This window comes from Mesorhizobium sp. M0663 (genome assembly GCF_040320585.1).
Lineage (GTDB): Bacteria > Pseudomonadota > Alphaproteobacteria > Rhizobiales > Rhizobiaceae > Mesorhizobium.
Map to the genome: position 1 here is coordinate 1 of NZ_JAMYPX010000109.1, position 892 is coordinate 892.

Consider the following 892-nt stretch of genomic DNA (forward strand, 5'->3'; position numbering starts at 1 on the left):
CACCCTGTCTGACGCTCCGGCCCGTCTTGCGCTGCCGACGGACCGGCCGCGGCCGGCCCAGCAGTCGTATGCCGGGGCCGCTGTGCCGATCGTCATCGATGCGGATCTGACGCGGGGTCTGAAGCGGCTGAGCCGGCAGCATGGCACGACGTTGTTCATGACGGTGCTGGCGGCCTGGGCGGCGGTGCTGTCGCGTCTGTCGGGGCAGGACGACCTTGTGATCGGCGTGCCGAGCGCCAATCGAGGCCGGCGCGAGATCGAAGAGTTGATCGGCTTCTTCGTCAACACCTTGGCGCTTCGGCTGGACCTGTCGGGCGAGCCGAGCGTGTCGGAGCTTCTGGAACGGACGCGGCGCACGGCCTTGGCTGCCCAGGAGCATCAGGATCTGCCATTCGAGCAGGTGGTGGAGATCGTGCAGCCGCCACGGCATCTTGATCACACGCCGCTGTTCCAGGTGATGTTGGCCTGGCAGAACAACGCCGTCGGGTCATTGGACCTGCCGGGGCTGAGTGTGGAGGCTGCCGGGGATGGGTTCGATCAGGTCAAGTTCGATCTGGAGCTGAGCCTTGGCGAGCATGGCGAGGTGATCGCCGGAACATTCGGCTATGCCACGGCGCTGTTCGATCAGGCGACGATCGAGCGGCAGCGTGGTTATCTGCTGGCGCTGCTGCGGGCGATGGCTGCCGATGCCGGGCAGCCGGTGGGCCGGATTGAACTGCTGTCGGCCGCCGAGCGGACGTATCTGCTGGAGGATCTGAACCGGACGGCGGCGGCCTATCCGTCGGACATGTGCATCCACGAGCTGTTCGAGGCGCAGGTGCGCCAGGCGCCGGAGGCGGTGGCGGTGGTCCATGAGGACGAGCGCCTGAGCTATGGCGAGCTCAACGCGCGG

General features: G+C 67.3%; 1 protein-coding gene. It reads left to right on the forward strand.

The annotated features are described in order from the left end of the window. Positions 1-31 precede the first annotated feature (31 nt). Positions 32-892 (forward strand): condensation domain-containing protein (locus NKI54_RS36320; protein WP_352694662.1); only part of this gene is annotated, 861 nt, incomplete at its 3' end.